The sequence below is a fragment of the Ralstonia pickettii genome, assembly GCF_000607165.1.
GTDB lineage: Bacteria > Pseudomonadota > Gammaproteobacteria > Burkholderiales > Burkholderiaceae > Ralstonia > Ralstonia holmesii.
In genome coordinates, this window is record NZ_JFZG01000038.1 from 72,226 (window position 1) to 88,957 (window position 16,732).

Consider the following 16,732-nt stretch of genomic DNA (forward strand, 5'->3'; position numbering starts at 1 on the left):
GCGCCCTAGTGCGTATGACGATGGTGGATGTCCGGATAATGCGGGTGTTTGTGGACCAGCACCTCATGCTTGTGCGCATGCACGTGTGGCTCCTTGCCATCCCACGGGAAATCGTGCTCATGCTGGTGGTGCTCGTCGTGTCGATGCGCATGCATGTGCTCCATGGGCTCGTGCACGTGCTCATGCTCGTGCCGCTCGCGCAGATGCAGCCAGACCCCTAGCGCCATCAGCGCCGCAGCGATCCAGAACAGAATGCCGGGAACCTCAGGCCAGATGAGGAATGAAATCACGACGCCGAACAGCGGCGCGACCGAGAAGTACGCTCCGGTGCGCGCGGTGCCCAGATGTCGCAGCGCGACCACGAATAGCGCCAGGCTAATCCCATAGCCAGCAAAGCCGACCACCATGGCCGCGACAAGAGGCAACGCAGCCGGCAGCGCATTGCCGGCCACCAGTGCGAAGCCAGTATTGCAGGTGCCGGCCACCAAGCCTTTCAGGCAGGCGATCAACACCGCATCGTTGGACGAGACGTTACGCGTCAGATTGTTGTCGATCGCCCAGCAGGCACAGGCGGCAACGATCAACAAGGCGCCCGGTGACAGGCTCGCCGCATCGGGTTGCCACGACAGCAGCACGCCGCCCGCGACGATGGCGACCATCCCGAGAACGATTTGCCGGTCGGCGTTTTCCTTGAATATGATCCACGCCACCAGCGCGGTGAAAACCCCTTCGACGTTCAGCAATAGCGACGCGGGCGCGGCGCCCGTGTGAGTCAACCCCGTCATCAGGAGTGCTGGCCCCGCCACGCCGCCGGCGACAATCGCGCCCAGCAGCCAGGGAATCTCACCCCGAGGAATGGCAGGCCCAGGCTGTGCCGCCTCGCTGGCTGTCCTGGTCAGCCGCCTGAATAGCAGAACACCCGCCAAGCCAAGGCCACTTCCCAGATAGAGCAGTCCCGCCAGCAGGATCGGTGAAACCGCGCCAGTCAGGGTCTTAGCCAAGGGCGTGCTTGCGCCGAACAGCAGTGCGGCTGCCAGGGCTGGGGTTGCGGAGCGGAGGGACATGTCGACAATCGTGGTTGAGCGCGGGCTCGACTATTGTCGCGCGTTCGGCGTGCGTCAGGTGTCGGGCTTCAAGACACGCATCACCGGATGATGGTCGATGTCCGGCAGGGGAAGATAAATCTCATGCGTGGCGGGATCGATCGCCAAGCTGTGCGCATTCGGCCCCACCCAACCTTCGCCGATCTTGGCCACTCCGGCTGCCTCAACCTTAAAGATCGTCAAGACGCCGGATTCGCTAGCGACATACAACCATCCGAGCGCCGCGTCGTAGGCCACGACGTCGGGCGTCTGTCCAACCCCGAAGCTTGCAACCACCTGTCTGGTGTTCAGGCTCAACACCAGCAAGCGACTGTCGCCCTCGCACGCGATAAACGCCAGTCGCAGCTTGGGCACGATCAGCAGCCCATGGTTTCCTTCGGCACCGGGCAATGGGATGCGATCCACGACTTGATCGGTGCGCGGGTCGATCTCGGCCAAGATCCCCCGTCCCTGGACGTTGACGAGGATGTGCTTCGAAACCGGGTCATACTGCGTGTTCCCAACGGCGCCGCCCAGCGCGATCGTCGTTATTCGCTGGCTGGTGCGGGCATCAATTACCGTTTCCGTGTTACCGGTCTCATCGGAAACATACAGCTTGCCGAGTTCCGGGGCGTAGGCGACGCCGTCAGGATAGATGCCTCCCGGAATACGGGCGACGATTCTCAGCGTCGCGGCGTCGATTGCCACGATTTCGTCGGTCCCCGTCGCGGAGGCATACACACGGTCGAGCTCCGGAACGGCCAACGTGCCATGGACATGACGGATGTTGCTGATCGTGGCCAGCACCCCTTTGGTTTTGGTGTCCACGACAACCACCGCGCTATCCCCGAGGTGGGCGACAAACAGCCGCGACCTGGTCGGGTCCAAGCTGAGGTAGTCCCAGCGCGTCGTGGCGCCAGGTAACGGATAGTCGCCCACATGTCGCAACGGCAGTGTCCCGGCCGGCCTTTGCGTTGCCGCACTGACGGTAAGTGCCAAACCGAGTGCGAGGGTGGCAAGTGCGAGTACGCACCTGAATGACGTGCAGCCTTCGAGTATCGGCGATCGGGTGTGCATGGCTCTCAAAGTTTTGAGGACCGCAGACAAGCGCGGGGACCGGACATGCTGGCCCGCGCTCACCGCATCACTGATTTGTGCACGCTGGCCTGCGCGTCCAGGGCTTTCTTCACGCCCTTTGCCAGGTCGACCGCTTTGCCCTTGCCCCAGTAGTGCAGGAACATGTAGCGCGGCTGCTCGTGCGTCATGTGCTGGTGAATGGCCACGATGTTGATGCCATCGGCCCGCATCGACTTCAGCACGGGCTGCAGCTCGTCTTCGCGCATCGCGAAGTCACCATCCACCACGGCCTCGTCATCGGTGCCGGCAAACGCGGCCCAGGTGTTCAGCCCCATTTCATTGCCGAAGGACACACCGTGCATGGTGCCCTTGGCACCGATCACGACCTTGAACATGCCATTGCTGGCTTGCCCCTTCGTCCCAAAAATGGCGTCCAAGGGCGCCGGCGTGATCTTGTTCTCGCTGGCGATCTTGCCGGGAAACGCCGTCCCGGGAGCTGGGTTCGCCGCACGAATCTCGGCGATTTTGTCGTAGACCTTCTTTACGCCAGCGGCGAGTTCGGCCGGGTCGCCCATGCCGCCGATATGCATGAAATACACCCGAGGCCGGTCGAAGAAGAAGTGGTTGTGCAGTGCCGTGACCTCCAGCCCGGCGTCGAGTGCCGCGCTCATGGCCGGGTTCACCTCATCCTCGAAGAGCACGGTGTCGCCCATCAGCATGGCGTGGCCGTCATGGGCTGGCGTGAACGCCGCCCAGGAGGTCAGTCCCATGAAGGGCGGCATGGCCACGCCGTCCACTTGGATGGGGACATCGTTGCGCGGCTTCGACACCTTGAAGACGTTCTCCCGCTCGGAGAAGCTGCCCTTCAGGCCGGTGACCTGTTCGATGCGAGCGGTATCCAGGGCGGCTCGCTGCGCGGGCGACGCCGCGTGGGCGATGGCACAGACGCTGACGGTTGCAGCCAGGGCAAGAGCAATCGGTGTTCGCAAAGCCATTTCATACTCCAAGGGTTGGGGGGGGACGGGGAAACGCCTCGGTCAGTTGAGCGGTTCGACGCGCCGAAATCCGCGCAGGATGGCGAGGTCGTAGACAATTTTCAGGACGCCGCAGGCCACCAACGGTGCGCCAATCCAGCCGGCGGCGAGCATCGCGCTGGCCAGTGTCGGGCTGATGGCAGCGGCCAGGCTTCTGGGAACCGAGGTCAGGCTTGCCGCGGCGGTGCGCTCGGGCGGCGTCACCACCGCCATCACGTAGGCCGTTCGGGTCGGCACATCCATTTGGGAGAGCGCGCTGCGCACGAGCAGCAGCCCCAGGGTCAAGGCCAGCGACGGCGCGAACGCCGCCGCGATCAGGCAGAGGCTGGACGGGATATGCGTGAACACCATCGTGTTGAGCAAGCCGATCTTGCGCGCGAGGGGCACGGCGACGAGCTGGGACGCCGTCGTCAGCAGCCCCGCAAAGAAGAAGAACTGGCCTGCGGCCCCGGGCGAAAGGCCAAAACGCTGCATCAGCCACAGCGATAGCAGTGCGTTGACCACCAGGCCGCCCGCAAACGCATCCACGCTGAAAAGCAGCGCCAGCCGGATCACGATGCCGCGCGAAGGCCCCAGTGGAGTTGCAGCCCCGCCTGATTGCGGCTGATGCAGAGGCAGACGCGCATAGAGCACCCAGAGTGCGACACCGATCAATGCGTAGACGAAGAACATCGCTCGCATCGCCGCCAGGAAAGACAGGCCGCTATGCGTAGCGAGCCAGCCAGGCAGGGCTGCGGCCAAGGCACCGATGGCGGCGGAAAACGCCCCGATCAGGCTGTAGCGGGCGAAGAGCGCGGTACGGGCATCGGGCAAAGCCGATTCCGCCAGACGCGCCTGCTCCAGCGGGAGGAACACACTGACATCGCCTGAACTGGGGTTGAGCGTGCCGACAAAGGCGATGGCCAGCAGCGGCCAGAGATCGGAGAGCCCGGCAAAGCCCACGCCGGTCGCCGCCATCAAGGCGGCCGCCAGCATCAGGAGGCGGCGCGGCGCAAAGCGACTGCCGAGCATGCCGACCAGAATCGTTGCCAGCGCCGAGCCGATCAGCGTGGCGCTGCTAACGAGCCCGACGGCCCACTGGGTGAGCCCGAGCGCCAGCAGGTATGCCGGCAACAGCACGGCGATGTAGCCGTCGCAAAAACCGCGCAGTGCCCGGCCGACAAGGATGAACCAGGCACCTGCATCAACGCCCGACGGCAGAAGCCAGCGTGTGAGCCGGCCCCGGGTGGCGGCCACGGCAGATGCCAGGCCGTGATGTACAGCCTCAGTCATCGTCTTCGTCGGCGATTTGCTGACCGTCTTGGCCGATGAGCACGGTGGACTTGTCGCTTCCACTGCCGAGCGTGACCTCGTAGCGGACCCGGCCGTTCTGCGTCTGCTTCTCGATTTCGCCGATCGCCCGCCCGCCCGCCTGCCGATCAATCGTCGCTTTGACTGGCGCCGGGACTTGCGCAATACCGACGACCTCGCTGCTGCGCTCGCCAAACGGGTTCTTCTTGCAGCCGGCGATCGCGAAGGCTAATGAACAGGCGAGAACGATTGCAGCGAGCTGCTGGGCGTCATTCGACATGGTGGGCTCCGATACGTCATCTGTTGACCAAATCCCCCTGCGCAAAGCCGTTTCCATTGCGCCGATATTCGATTGCGTGGCCATGGCGCCAGACTTCGAAGCAATCCTCGGCCTGGGGCTTGCCCTTGCCGTTGGAATCGGCAATGCACAACTCGCCGCCCCGCACGCGCCAGCGGCCGCCTAGGACCTGTCCGTGCATGACGGATTCGACCGTGCCGTCGGGCTTGAACTTGTCCGACCAGTGGGTGCCATCAGTGATGGTCTTGCCAACGATCGCCTTCTTGAGTTCAGCACCGCTCAGGTGCTTGAAACCTTCATCGGCCAGCACCGAAGTGGTGGTACATAGCATCGCGATTCCAGCCCAGACAATTGCGCATGGCAACCGGCCTTTGGTCCCGCCCACTTCCGACTTGAAATTCACTTCTTTCTCCTCTCTGTATTACTTCGCGGTGGTGCCGTACGAGAACGCGTCGAACAGGGTCACGCTGTCGGCCTTGGTCCAGACCCCAACCGCGCCGGTACCGCGGATGTGATCGTCCGTCACGTCGATGTAGCGCTTGCCATCCAGCGATACCTGAATGCGATCGCCCGCGAATTCCACCCGCAACGTATGCCAGGCCTGCGCGGCAACCGGCGCATCCTGGTAGCGAAGCGTGTGCCGGTGACCACCCGTCGTGTAGTACAGCGAGACGTTGTTCTCCAGCGCGTTCGCGCGCGCGACGTAGTAATCGTTGCCGTCCTTCCAGCGCCAGACGACGCCCCCGGCCTGATCTTCATGACCAGCGACAGGCTTGAACTTCACCTCGACGAACCCGTCGGCGACGGCGGTACCCTGTTTCACGCACCACGGGAAATCGCCGGAGCCAGACTGCTTGAGCACGTTGGTGCCGGCAGCGTCCGCCTCAACGGTCCATCTGGGCGTGCCGTGGCCGGTGACGCCAGCCACCCATCCCGCAGGCAATGCGCCAGGCTTGTCCTGGGTGAACAGGATCGTTTCTCCTGTCGCCGGCATGGCCAACAACAGCAGCCAAGGCATCAGCAGGGTCCGCTTCATCGCTCGTCTCCTTGGCCGGTTCAGGCCGGCATCTTGGGAGGCCACTTGTGCGTCTCGGCCTGGCAGCGTTGGCACCACGCATAGAGGGCGTCGTACATCACCAGCCCGTGCTCCAGCATCTCGTGGTCGTCGGCATACACCTGCGAGAGTCCGAGCGAGATGGCATACAGCCCGCTGGACTGCGGCGTCAGGTCCAGCCGCGACGTATCCGCGCCGCGCACGATGCGGGCCAACTGCTGCAGCGCGGCGTCCTGGCCGAGGCGGTACTTGTTGAGGAAGGCGTCGAAGCTGCACAGCTCGCCGACATGCGTAAGCTCCACACCAGGGATGTCGTACGGAATCGCACCACGTTCGTTGGCGATGCGCACCACATCGCCCGACGGTACATAGAGGAACTCCGGCGTCTCATCGATGAAGCGGGCGATCAGCCAGGGACAGGCAATGCGATCGATCTTGGGGCGCTCGCGCGTAATCCACTGCATGACAACCTCCGCTGCGATTAGTTGATGGAAAGGCACTACCGCTGCACGGTGGCCAGACGCTCGGCGACGCGCGCCCAGTGCACGTTCTGCATGAACGCGTCGACATAGGCCGCGGCCTTGGCGCCGTAGTCCATGTGGTACGCGTGCTCGTACATGTCGAGCGCCAGGATTGGCGTGCCGCCGGCCAGCGTATGGGTGTGGTCCGCTGCCCACTGGTTGACGAGCCGCCCATCACGCGGCGAGTAGGTCAGCAACACCCAGCCGGAGCCGCCGCCAAGCGCCTTGCCCATCGCTGTGAATTCGGCCTGCCAGCGCTCGACCGAGCCGAAATCGCGTTCGATGGCAACCTTCAGGTTGCCCCCCAACGGCCCGCCATCCCCAAGGCTGTCGAAGTACACCTCGTGCAGGATCATGGAGTTCGTGGCGATCAGCTCTTCACGCTTGAGGCCGTTGAGCACGAACCCCGCAGCCGTGGTCACATCGAGCGCCGCAAACGCCGCCGCGATGGCATTCAGGCGCTTCACGGCGCCGCCGTAGTTGTTCTCGTAGTGGCTGGCGATCAGCTTCTCCGACAAGCCGGACAGCTTGGTCGGATCGCATGCCAGCGGCTTCATTTGGGTAGTCATGGTCGTCTCGCCCGATTCAGTGGTGGAGCAGTGGATACACCGCCAGGCCGATCAACGCGGCGCCGGCCACGATCACCGGCTCCGTCAGCTTCTTGAACTTGAGCAGCAGCGCGACCGTCACCAGCGCCAGCAACACCGTCGGCACATCGACGATGGAGCGCTTGGCCAGCACGATCACCGCGCCGGTAATGGCACCCACGGCGGCGGCTGTGACACCGTCGACAAACGCCAGGATGGCGGGCAGCTTGCCGTACTTCTTGAAGTACGGCGCCGGCAGGATGGTGAACAGGTAGCACGGCAAGAACGTGCCAGCCGCTGCTACGCAAGCGCCGGGCAGGCCCGCGATCAGGTAGCCGATGAAGCCCACCGTGATGACCACCGGCCCCGGCGTGATCATTGCCACGGCCACCGCATCGACGAACTGTTTATCGTTGAGCCAGTGGTGTTCGGTGACCACGCCGCCATAGAGGAATGGCACGATGGCCAGGCCCGAGCCAAACACGAAGGCGCCCGCTTTGGCAAAGAACACGCCGATCTGCGACAGCAGCGGCCAGTCGATTGAGCTGAAGATGCCGCTGGCCGCCGGCAGCGGTGTCGCGGCCAGCGCATTCACCTTGCCCTGACGTACCCACTTGGGCGGTGCGCGCCAGAACCAGACGAGCACACCGCCGGCCAGGAACAGCCAGGCCACTTCCGATTCCGTGATGACGGTGACGGCCGCCAGCACCAGGTAGACCGCCCACAGCAGCTTGTCCTTGCCAACGCTCTTGGTCGTCAGCTTGTAAGCGCTGATGGCGATGATGCCGATCACGGCCGCACCGACCCCGTAGAACACCGACTGCATCCAGGTCAGGCCGCCGAAGCGCACATAAGCCCACCCCAGCGCCACCACCATCAGGAACGACGGCAGCACGAAGGCGATGCCGATCAGCGTTGCCCCGAGGATGCGGTAATGCACATAGCCGAGGTAAATCGCCAATTGCGCGGCCAATGGGCCGGGTGCCAACTGTGCAAGCGCGAGGCCTTCCTTGTAGTCAGCCTCGGTGATCCATTGCTTCGCGTCCACCAAGTCGCGGCGCATATAGCCGGCCAGCGCCACGGGGCCGCCGAAGCCCAGGGTGCCGAGCCGCACAAAATACAGCACCAGTTGCCAGAGCGTGTAGGACGGGCGTTCGTGGTGAGGCTGCGGTGGCGTGGGCGCGGTGGATGGGGTCGTGTTCATCATGGTTGTGCAGTGAAGTCAGCTTGGTTTGCGGCTGCCGGAGAAGTGGGCATAGAGGGAATCGAGCACACTGCCGATCTCTGTCAGCAGCGCGTCGTCATCGGCCAGTCGTTTGCGAGCGCCGGCCAGGATGGCTTCGAAGCCGCCAGCTTCCGGCACGGTGGTGCCGCCCACGTCCAGCGCGTGCACGACCGCGCCGAGCCGGGCGAGCCCGTGATTGCCGTCCAGGCCGAAGCTGGCGAGCAGCACCTCGAACGACACCCGGTCGCCGACGTGCGTGAAGGTCGCACCGTCAAAGTCGAAGCCCAGCGCATCTGCCGGGCAATCGGCGGGGCTCTCCAGCCAGAGAAAGCGCGCGTGCGGATCGATGAAGCGCTGGATCAGCCAGGCGCTGGCAACGCGATCGACCCACAGATGCTGGCGTGTGGCCCACATACGGCCCTGATACTGCGCAGGGTCGCGGCGCGGGATGCTGCCGGCGGCCGCATGCGGCTCACCCGGCGATTGAACGGCAGTGACGGCGCCCGCAAAGTCCCGCCACTGCGCCTGCGCACGGATCGACGCCTCGTTGGGGAAGAAGTCGATCTTGCGGATGGCCTCATAGGTGCGGGCGTGCCGACGGTGCAGGCGGTTGAGTTCCGCCGCGGCCAGGCCGGGGAGCGTCTTGCGGGCATCCGACAGCTCGGCCAACCAGTCCGTGTAATCAGGGGTGCGGTCGAATAGGGCCTGATAGATCGCCGCCTCATCCGGCCCTGGGGCCTGGACGTGCAGCAGCCAGGCTTGGCCGTTTTCCCGTACGACTTCGTCGGCCAACTCGCGCAACTGGGGGGCTTGTTCCGCGTGGGCAGGCAATAAGTAGGCGCCGTCGCGCAGGGCGGCACAGCCCAGCGCCTTGAGCGCGCGCCAGACGCGCATGCGCGCGGTTGCGCTCGCGGTTGGCAGGCTGACGATCAGCAGGAGCCAGGAATCGAGAGGGGCAGTCATGACGGCAGCTTAGATTGCCGTATGCGACGCTGCAATGATGTAGAGATCGCTACATCAATACGGCTGCCCCCCGTTATGGCTGCGCTTCGAGTACCCCCTGGTCACCCGACTCGCGGCGGGCCTGCCGCCGCAACACCAGCCCGCAGAGCGCGGGTAGCACGAACAGTGTCAGGACGGTGGCGGTGACCAGGCCGCCGATCACCACCGTCGCCAGCGGCTTCTGCACCTCGGCGCCGGTACCCGTCGCAATCGCCATCGGCACGAAGCCGAGCGAGGCAACCAGCGCCGTCATCAGCACAGGCCGCACCCGTTCCATGGCCCCTTCGACGACTGCCGCATCGGGCGCCATGCCATCTTTCAGGCGCTTGCGGATGGCCGAGATGAGCACGAGCCCGTTGAGCACCGCCACCCCCGACACGGCAATGAACCCGACGGCAGCGGAGATCGAGAACGGCATGCCGCGCAGCAGCAGCGCAAACACGCCGCCGGCGAGCGCGAGCGGCACGGCGGTCAATACCGTCGCCGTCAGCATGGCGCTGCCGATCGCCAGATAGAGCGTGGCCGCGATCAGGATGAAGCACGCCGGCACGATGATCGCCAGGCGCTTCGTCGCCGCCTGGAGATTCTGGAACTGCCCGCCCCATTCGATCCACGAGCCGGTCGGCAGCTTGACCTCGTTGGCGATGCGCTTGGCAGCATCGTCGACGAAGCTGCCCAGGTCGCGCTCGCCCACGTTGGCCTCCACGTAGATGCGCCGCTTGCCGTTGTCGCGGCTCACTTCGTTCAGACCTTGGGTGAAGCGGAATTGCACCAACTGACGCAGCGGTACCGATGCGCGTGGTTGGCCATCAGCCTGTGGCAGCATGACCGGCAGCGCGCCAAGCACATCGAGGTTGTCGCGTTGCTCGCGGGCCAAGCGGACCACGATATCGAAGCGCCGGTCGCCATCGAACACCTGACCGGCCGCCTTGCCGGCCAGTGCGGTCGACAGCGTGTCGGCCACTTCCTTGACGGTCAGGCCGTAGCGGGCAATCGCGGCCCGGTCGAACACGATGTCGAAGGTCGGGAAGCCGCCGGTAAGCGGCACACGTACGTCGGCCGCACCCGGCGTCTTGCGCAGCACCGCCGCAACGCGCTGGGCCGTGGCCGCGAGCTCATCCAGATCCTCACCGTAGATCTTCACAGCCACGTCGCTGCGCACGCCACCGATCAGCTCGTTGAAGCGCATCTCGATCGGCTGTGTCACGTCGTAGTTGTTGCCGACCATCGCGGCGGTCTTCTGGCGGATGCGCTCGATCACCTGTTCCTTGGTGGTCACCCCCGCCGGCCATTCGTCCTTAGGCTTCAGGATGATGTAGTTGTCGGACGCGTTGGGCGGCATCGGGTCTGCCGCCAGGCTGGCGGTACCGGCCTTCGAGTAGACCGTCTTCACTTCCGGCAGCGTCATCACCGCCCGCTCCAGCGGCAAGTCGATGGCCACCGACTGGTCGATCGACGTCGACGGAATGCGCACGGACGAGAGGTTCAGGTTCTGTTCGTCCAACGTCGGCATGAACTCGCGGCCGACGAAGGCAAAGGCCACGGCGGCCAGCGCGAGCGTAAGCGCACCCGCCCCAAGAAAAGGCAGCGGACGCCTTACCGCTGCTTGCAGCCACGGGCGATACCGCTGCTTGGTGGCCGCGATCACCCGCACTTCCTTCTCTGCGACCTGTTTGCGCATCAGCACCGCGATCATGGCCGGCACGAAGGTCAGCGACAGCACGAAGGCTGACGCCAGCGCCAGCATCAGTGTGATGACCATCGGCGAGAACATCTTGCCCTCGACGCCCTGGAAGGTCAGGCACGGCAGGAAAACCAGGAAGATGACGAGCTGGCCATAGACCGTGGGGCGGACCATCTCGCGCGACGACAGCACCACTTCGTCCAGCCGTTCGCGCAGCGTCAGCAGGCGGCCCTCCCGGTGCTGGCGTTCGGCCAGCCGGCGCAGTGTGTTCTCGACGATGATGACGGCACCGTCGATGATGAGGCCAAAGTCCAGTGCGCCCAGGCTCATCAGGTTGCCGGAAATGCCCAGCGCGTTCATACCGATTGCGCTGATCAGCAGCGACAGCGGAATGACCAGCGCCGCGATGGTCGCCGCCCGCACGTTGCCCAGCAGCAGGAACAGGATCACCACCACCAGCAACGCGCCTTCGGTCAGATTTTTCGCCACGGTTTCGATGGTGGCCACAACCAGTTGCGAGCGGTCCAGCGTCGGCACGATCACCACGCCCGGCGGCATCGTCTTTTCGATCTGCTTGAGCTTGTCGCCCACCGCTTGCGCCACCGTGCGGCTGTTGGCGCCCACCAGCATCAACGCACTGCCGACCACAGTTTCATAGCCGTTGCGGCTGGCTGCCCCGGAGCGCAGTTCGCCCCCGACCTTGACGACAGCAACCTGGCCGACCGTGATCGGCACGTTCTGCCGTTGCGCAATGACCGCGCGTGAAATCTCGTCCACCGAGCGGATGCGGGCGTCCGCGCGCACGAGATACGACTCGCCCGAGCGCCGGATGTAGTTGGCGCCGACCGAGAGGTTGGCGTCTTCCAGCCCCCGCGCCAGTTCAGCATACGAGATGCCGTAGGCCGCCAGCTTGGCCGCGTCGGGCTCGACCACATACTGCTTGACGTAGCCGCCCAGGGAATCCACGTCGGCCACACCGGGCGTGGTGCGCAGTTGCGGCCGGACGATCCAGTCCTGCACCGTGCGCAGATAGGCGAGCTTGGAGACCTGATCGGTCAGCCGTTCTCCCCGGTCCGTCAGAAAGCTGCCGTCGCTCTGCCAGCCGGGCAGCCCATCCTTGATCGTTGCGCCTTTGCCATCAGGGTGGGCATATTCCACGCTGTAGTGGAACACCTCACCCAGGCCGGTCGATACCGGTCCCATTTGCGGCTCGGCCCCTTCGGGCAGGCTCGGGCGCGCCTGCGCCAGCCGCTCCGACACCTGCTGGCGCATGAAGTAGAGGTTGGCACTCTCCTTGAAGATCACCGTGACCTGGCTGAAGCCGTTGCGCGAGAACGAACGCGTGCTCTCCACACCGTTCAAGCCGGACAACGCGGTCTCGATCGGATAGGTCACACGTTTCTCAACCTCCACCGGGCTGAGCGTCGGCACCACGGTATTGATCTGGACCTGCTTGTTGGTGATGTCGGGCGTGACGTCGATCGGCAGCAGGTTGAGCTGCCAGGCGCCGACTGTCGCCACCACCGCCGTCAGGAACAACACGAGCCAGCGCAGCCGGACCGCGCCGTTCAGAATGCTGCCGATCATTCGTCGTCCCCGGCGCCTTTGTTCATCTCGGCCTTGAGCAGGAAGGCGTTGCGCGTCGCCACCTGTTCACCGGCGCGCGCACCCGAGAGAATCTGGGCGGACCCGCCACTGCGGATGCCCACCAGCACTGGCTGGGGCCGGAACCCCTGCGGCGTGCGAACGAACAACACGTCGCGCCCGTCCAGGTTCTGCACGGCATCCTCCGGCACCGACAGGGCAGCGGGGCCGCTCGTGCGCGTTTGCAGGCGCACCTGCACGCCTTCGCCGATCACCAGCTTGTCCAGCGCTTGCGTGGGCGTCAGGACCACAGTCGCGGTGCGGGCGCTGCTGTTCACCGTCGGCGTCACCGAGTGCACCACGGCGGGCACGGGCGAGCCGCTGCCCAGCAAGATCACCGCAGTGTCGCCGGCCGCCACGCGGGCGGTATCAGCGGCCGTGACCGAAGCCTCCACCTGTGCCGTGCCGCTGCCTGCGACCCGGAACAGTTCGGCCTGAGGCTGCACGAAGGCGCCCAGCGTGACGGATTGCGCCGTCACCCTGCCGGCAATGGGGCTGGTCACCGCGACCGAGCGACCGTCGCTGGCAAGATGCGCGGATTGCGCCACGGTCGCTGCGCGCTGCGCCTCGGCATTGGCGACTTCGAGCGCGGCCTTGGCCGCTTCCATCTCCTGACGCGGCGTGACGCCTTGCTCGTACAGTGCGGCTTCTCGTGCGTAGGTCTTGCGCGCCAAATCGGCCCTGGCGGCGGCCACCCGGCGCTCTGCAGCCATCGCGGCCGCCTCCGGGCTGTCCACCAGGGCCAGCACGTCGCCCGCACGCACGACCTCACCAAGCCGGCGGTTGATCCGCTGGACAGCACCCGACGCGCGGGCAATGATCACGGCCTCGCTGCCCGGCGCGGCGACCACCGTGGCGGGCGCAAGGATCTCCGCGCCCACGCCAGCCGTGGCCACCGGCTCGACCGCGATGTTGGCGGTGGCCAGGTATTCGAGGGGAACCTTGACCTCAGTGGGGGCGGCTTTTTCGGGCGCGGCGGCTGTCTTGGCCGCTGGCGCCGCAGAATGACTGGGCACAAGCCCGCGCGCCACACCGAACCCCACCAGGGCGGCCACCCCGGCAATCCCGGCGATCAGCGGCCAGTTGGCCGAGCGGAGGTTGTCTTTCATCATCGAGCTTCCTCAAAAGCCAGGCGGCCGTCAGCCTGTGCCAGTGCGGCCAACGCGCGTACGCGCGCGAGGCGCGCGTCAATCGTGAGTTGCCTTGCTTCAAACAACGCGCGCCGGACGGCGAGCAGTTCAATCAACGGGGTCTTGCCGGCGTCGTAGCCGAGACGGCCCAGGCGATAGGCTTCGGCGGCTGCGCGTTCGCCTTCCGCCGCTGCGGCGAGGCGTTTTTCCGAAGCCGCAGCCTGAGCCTGGGCGGATCGTTTTGCCGCAGATGCTTCCAGGCGCACGGTGTCCAGCCTGGCTTCTGCGGCGGCGGCACGCTCGACCGCAGCGGTCACCGCGTGCGTGTTCTGGTCAAACAGTGGAATCGTGGCCGACAGGCCCACGACGTAGCCACTGGCATTCGTCCAGCCGTAGCGGCGCACGCCTGCGCTGACGCCAACCTCGGGAACCCACTTCTTGCGCTCGACCTCGACCTGGGCGCTTATCACGTCTCGCTCGGCTTGCGCCGTGACGACAGCGGGGGCTTCGTCCGCCGCGCCCGACGAGGCGGGAGGTGCCGCCGATGTGGACAGAAGCGAGCCAGCCAGACGGGTGTAGGGCTCGTCAGAGCCGGCCAAGGCAGCCAACTGCTCCAGCGCTTGCGTCGCGTCCGCGCCAGCCGCATGTTCAGCCGCAGTGGCGGCGGCGACGCTGGCTTGCGCCTGGGACACGCGCAACGCAGCTTCCTTGCCGGATTGGACTAGCGCGCGGGCCACGCGAAGCTCCTCGCGCGCGCGCCCGAGGTCTTCCGCAGCCAAGGACTTTCGCGCCAGCATGGCCTCTGCCGTCGCATAGGCGGTCGCCAATTCAGCCGCGTACGCGATCTGCGTTTGATGCTCGCGCGCTTGTGCGGCGGCGAAGCCGCGCTGCCCGGCTTCGATGCGTGCGCCACGCTTGCCGCCGATCTCAATCGGCTGTGTGATGGAAAAGGTGTTCTGGCGCTGGCTCACGCCATCGCTCTGCGGAGCCCCCAGATTCTCGAACACCGACTCCGCACGAGGGTTGGGCCACGCGCGCGCCTGGGCGGCATCGGCGCCAGCGGCCAAGACGTTGGCGGCCTGCACGCGCATCGCGGGCGCGTGGGCGAGCGACTGCTGCAGCAATTCTGTAAAGGGCGGTGCCTCGGCCGCCCAACCAGATGCGGCGGACAAGGCCAGCGATGCGGCAAGCACGCTGAGGGTATGGAAAGAGGACACGCGGGTCATCGCCGGATTTCTTGAGGGAAGCAGAAGCCGAAGACGGCACAGATTGGTCAATACGGCGCCCAGCGCGGCACCCCCTCGCGCCCGTCGAAATTATTCGGTGCTGCGGGCGTCGATCAAGGCAGCCAGCTTGGCACGGGCGCGGCCAATGCGCCCCTCAATGGCCTTCGGCGTCATGCCAAGTGCGGCAGCCGCCTCCGGCTGCGACATGCCGACGATGGCGGTCAAAACAATGGCTTCCCGCGAGTTCGCATCGAGCCCGTCCAGGACAGCCACGACGCGTGCCAATTCGCGCCGGGCAGAAGCACGGCGCTCCGGGCCCGGGTCTGGATCGGCCAAGGCAGGGCGTTCGGGGTCCGTCAGATCCTCCGCGCCGAACAGGAAGTGCCGCACGCGCCGGAAACGGCGCAGGTCACGCATCTTGTTGAGCCCGATGTGGAACAGCCAGGCACGGAACGGTCGAGCCTCGTCGTAGTCCCCCAGCGCGCGCCAAGCTGCAACAAAGGTGTCCTGCACGACATCGTCGATATCGGTTTCCGGAATGCCAAAGCTGCGGCCAGCCTGCGCCAGGGCGGGGCTATGCCGCCGCACCAGGATGCCAAACGCATGGTGATCTCCCCGAGCGGCGCGCCGGGCGAGCACGCCGTCCGCTTCCGTACTGGTCACTGCGAACCACGGCGAAGCGCATCAACCAGCACGCGGTCATAAGCAGGCCGGTGCTCGGGCTTCAGGCCCGCGCGCATCTCGAAAACGTGGACCAGCGTGGCCCGCTGCAAATCGGCAGCCGCGCGTTCCACTTCCTGGGTGGCCGCCTCGACCTCTGGCGACCACGTGGGATTCTTGGCAATCGCGTCAGCGAGTTGACCGTTGGCCGTGCGCAGCCGGGTTTCGATCTCCCGGCGGCGTTGGGCGAAGGCCTGTTCCTTCATGTCGAGAATTTCACGCTCGTTGGCGTCCAGCGGCACCGCCTCGTGGAGCATCTCGTGCAGGTCGGTCCGGTGCTCCTGCGATGGGTGCGACAGGAAGACGACGGCGCCGGCAATGGCCACCCCCACCAGAGCGCCGGCTAGCGTTGAGAGGGAAAGACGTCGGGTGCGTGGCGTCATCATTCACCGATCAGCAGGCCAAACGGAGAAGCGGCAGACGGTGTGGCAACCCAGGTTGGGCCCGGCTTGTTCAAGACGGCGGTCGCCACGCGGTCGATCACCGTGAAGGCCACCAGCGCAGCGATGGCGGCGCACAGCATGGCACGCCGCGCATCATAGCGGGCGACCAGCACGTCGGGCGCGGGCTCGGCTGCGAGCCGTTGCTGGATGCGCGCGGTACTTACCGCAGACGGTGCTTCATGGGTGATCCTGGCTGCGTCGGCGAGCCATTGGTCGAGGTCGGCCATTGCTGATCTCCTTGGTGGTTGCCCTGTATACGGCTCGCGCATGCAAATACCCCCGGGTGGCTTCAGAAGGCACCGGCAATCGCGGTAGGCCAACTGCCCCGTCCCGCAATTGGGCAGCACCGAGAATACGCGGCCTTCATCACTACATCCGGCGCGTTTCGTACCGGATTGGGGACCACCAGGGCGCCATGACACCTCTCACACGTGATAATCCGCCATTATCACGTATTAGATTCAAGAACCAGCGATCCACGTTGACGCCGCAATTTGGTACGTATATACATAGTACGTAATACGGTATCAAATTGTAGGAGCACCATGGCCCGGGCCGGACTGAGTCGCCTCGATGTTAAACGCGCCCGCGATTCACTTCTGGCGCAGGGACACCACCCGTCCATCGATGCAATACGTATCGCGCTGGGCAACACCGGCTCGAAAACGACGATCCATCGCTATCTCAAGGAGCTGGAAGAAGAGGAAGGCGCGGC

General features: G+C 65.5%; 18 protein-coding genes. 1 reads left to right on the top strand and 17 read right to left on the bottom strand.

What is annotated here, in order from left to right; genetic code table 11:
• Nucleotides 1-5: 5 nt before the first annotated feature.
• From BG83_RS0127440 to BG83_RS0127520, 17 genes are all read right to left on the bottom strand, one after another.
• Complete coding sequence (locus BG83_RS0127440) at nt 6-1,064, bottom strand: DMT family transporter (protein WP_024542515.1); 1,059 nt, start codon at nt 1,062-1,064, stop codon at nt 6-8.
• A gap of 54 nt (nt 1,065-1,118) precedes the next feature.
• Nucleotides 1,119-2,159 carry a YncE family protein gene (locus BG83_RS0127445; RefSeq protein WP_024972740.1) on the bottom strand — a complete coding sequence of 347 codons (1,041 nt, stop codon included), beginning with the start codon at nt 2,157-2,159 and terminating at the stop codon, nt 1,119-1,121.
• Between the two features lie 59 nt (nt 2,160-2,218).
• The gene (locus BG83_RS0127450) at nt 2,219-3,154 is read right to left on the bottom strand and encodes a DUF1259 domain-containing protein (protein ID WP_024542565.1); all 936 of its coding nucleotides are present in this window, start codon (nt 3,152-3,154) and stop codon (nt 2,219-2,221) included.
• Between the two features lie 42 nt (nt 3,155-3,196).
• Entirely contained in the window at nt 3,197-4,465 is a 1,269-nt protein-coding gene (locus BG83_RS0127455) for an MFS transporter (protein WP_029769034.1), read from the bottom strand.
• Nucleotides 4,458-4,763, bottom strand: a complete 306-nt coding sequence (locus BG83_RS0127460) for a hypothetical protein (RefSeq protein ID WP_024542609.1) — start codon at nt 4,761-4,763, stop codon at nt 4,458-4,460. The genes BG83_RS0127455 and BG83_RS0127460 overlap by 8 nt, the downstream gene beginning before the upstream one ends.
• Nucleotides 4,764-4,779: 16 nt before the next feature.
• Nucleotides 4,780-5,112, bottom strand: a complete 333-nt coding sequence (locus BG83_RS0127465) for a hypothetical protein (protein WP_024979744.1) — start codon at nt 5,110-5,112, stop codon at nt 4,780-4,782.
• Between the two features lie 90 nt (nt 5,113-5,202).
• Nucleotides 5,203-5,817, bottom strand: coding sequence for a family 16 glycoside hydrolase (locus BG83_RS0127470; protein ID WP_024542611.1), 615 nt, complete (start codon nt 5,815-5,817; stop codon nt 5,203-5,205).
• Between the two features lie 20 nt (nt 5,818-5,837).
• Nucleotides 5,838-6,299, bottom strand: a complete 462-nt coding sequence (locus BG83_RS0127475; RefSeq protein WP_024542612.1) for a chromate resistance protein ChrB domain-containing protein — start codon at nt 6,297-6,299, stop codon at nt 5,838-5,840.
• 35 nt (nt 6,300-6,334) lie between these two features.
• Nucleotides 6,335-6,925, bottom strand: a complete 591-nt coding sequence (locus BG83_RS0127480) for a superoxide dismutase (protein WP_024542613.1) — start codon at nt 6,923-6,925, stop codon at nt 6,335-6,337.
• 16 nt (nt 6,926-6,941) lie between these two features.
• A complete protein-coding gene (locus BG83_RS0127485) occupies nt 6,942-8,147 on the bottom strand; it encodes a chromate transporter (protein WP_092582997.1) in 1,206 nt (401 codons plus the stop codon).
• 18 nt (nt 8,148-8,165) lie between these two features.
• A complete protein-coding gene (locus BG83_RS0127490; protein WP_024542615.1) occupies nt 8,166-9,131 on the bottom strand; it encodes a chromate resistance protein ChrB domain-containing protein in 966 nt (321 codons plus the stop codon).
• Between the two features lie 73 nt (nt 9,132-9,204).
• Nucleotides 9,205-12,441: a CusA/CzcA family heavy metal efflux RND transporter gene (locus BG83_RS0127495; protein ID WP_024542616.1), complete on the bottom strand. Its 3,237-nt coding sequence runs from the start codon at nt 12,439-12,441 to the stop codon at nt 9,205-9,207.
• Nucleotides 12,438-13,607 carry an efflux RND transporter periplasmic adaptor subunit gene (locus BG83_RS0127500; protein ID WP_024542617.1) on the bottom strand — a complete coding sequence of 390 codons (1,170 nt, stop codon included), beginning with the start codon at nt 13,605-13,607 and terminating at the stop codon, nt 12,438-12,440. Before BG83_RS0127500 ends, BG83_RS0127495 begins: the two co-directional genes overlap by 4 nt.
• On the bottom strand, nt 13,607-14,854 hold the full coding sequence (locus BG83_RS0127505) for a TolC family protein (RefSeq protein WP_024542618.1): 1,248 nt from the start codon (nt 14,852-14,854) through the stop codon (nt 13,607-13,609). Before BG83_RS0127505 ends, BG83_RS0127500 begins: the two co-directional genes overlap by 1 nt.
• A gap of 90 nt (nt 14,855-14,944) precedes the next feature.
• Nucleotides 14,945-15,517 (bottom strand): RNA polymerase sigma factor, encoded by a 573-nt coding sequence (locus BG83_RS0127510; protein WP_024542619.1) that lies wholly within the window; start codon nt 15,515-15,517, stop codon nt 14,945-14,947.
• Nucleotides 15,514-15,960: a periplasmic heavy metal sensor gene (locus tag BG83_RS0127515; protein ID WP_024542620.1), complete on the bottom strand. Its 447-nt coding sequence runs from the start codon at nt 15,958-15,960 to the stop codon at nt 15,514-15,516. Before BG83_RS0127515 ends, BG83_RS0127510 begins: the two co-directional genes overlap by 4 nt.
• Nucleotides 15,957-16,244: a CnrY/NccY family anti-sigma factor gene (locus BG83_RS0127520; RefSeq protein WP_024542621.1), complete on the bottom strand. Its 288-nt coding sequence runs from the start codon at nt 16,242-16,244 to the stop codon at nt 15,957-15,959. Before BG83_RS0127520 ends, BG83_RS0127515 begins: the two co-directional genes overlap by 4 nt.
• A 318-nt stretch (nt 16,245-16,562) precedes the next feature.
• Between BG83_RS0127520 and BG83_RS29195 the strand changes: the two genes are divergently transcribed.
• Nucleotides 16,563-16,732 (top strand): DNA-binding protein (locus BG83_RS29195; RefSeq protein WP_200869073.1); only part of this gene is annotated, 170 nt, incomplete at its 3' end.